General features: G+C 60.5%; 1 protein-coding gene. It reads left to right on the top strand.

Annotated features, from left to right (window positions below; all coding sequences use genetic code 11):
* Positions 1 to 121: 121 nt before the first annotated feature.
* Positions 122 to 1073 (top strand): ISL3 family transposase (locus tag AAHA49_RS17810; RefSeq protein ID WP_342039178.1); only part of this gene is annotated, 952 nt, incomplete at its 3' end.

Genomic DNA, 1073 nt, shown 5'->3' with positions numbered 1-1073 from the left:
GGCTCTTCGTAATTGAGAGTGTAGATCGGTGATTCCAGGACACGGCGAGTCGCTGCGCGGATAGACGTCGAGGTCTTCCGATGATGGAAGTTCTCACACAATCCATCCGAAAGACCTCGACGTGGCCAAGCCTACTTTCTCGACCCCTGACCTCACGACATTCTGCCGACTCGACACCCTCGATCTGACCTGCACCGGCCAAAACATCACCGGGCACAAGGCGATTCTGGAATGCCGGCCCAACACTGCTGATGACTGGTGCCGTCGGTGCGGTGGCCACGGGATCGTTCGCGATACCGTCGTCCGCCGTCTGGCCCACGAACCTTTCGGCTACCGACCAACCACGCTTCATCTTCGCCTCCGCCGTTACAAATGCGTCGAGTGTGGCCGCGTCTGGCGTCAAGACGCCACAGCCGCGGCACCACCACGAGCGAAGATCTCGCGAACCGGCCTCGACTGGGCGTTGCGTGCCCTCGTCATCGATCACGACACCGTGTCCGTCATCGCTGCGAAACTCGCAGTGTCCTGGCACACCGCGAACTCCGCCGTCCTCGCTGAAGGTCAGCGGTTGTTGATCAACGACCCGACTCGTTTCGACGGGGTCAGCGTCATTGGTGTCGACGAGCATGTATGGCGGCATACCCGGCGTGGCGACAAGTACGTCACCGTCATCATCGACCTCACCCCGATCAGCGAGGGAACAGGCTCGGCACGTCTGCTCGACATGGTGGCTGGCCGTTCGAAGCAGGTGTTCAAACAATGGTTGAAAGACCGACCGAAAGACTGGCGTGAGGGCATCGACGTCGTCGCGATGGACGGATTCTCCGGCTTCAAAACAGCCTCAGCTGAGGAGCTGCCCGACGCTGTCGAAGTCATGGACCCCTTCCACGTCGTCAAACTCGCCGGTGATGCCCTCGACGAGGTACGTCGCCGAGTTCAGCAAGAGACAACCGGCCATCGCGGACGAGCAAAGGACCCGTTGTACCGGGCAAGAAGAACTCTGCACACGGGCAGCAGCTTACTCACGACCAAGCAGCAGGAAAGAATCGCGAACCTCTTCGCTGACCCGAACT

The organism is Brevibacterium ammoniilyticum, assembly GCF_038429965.1.
Taxonomy (GTDB): Bacteria; Actinomycetota; Actinomycetes; order Actinomycetales; family Brevibacteriaceae; genus Brevibacterium; species Brevibacterium ammoniilyticum.
Note: the sequence above shows the minus strand (reverse complement) of the source record. Positions and strands in the feature narration are given on the sequence as shown.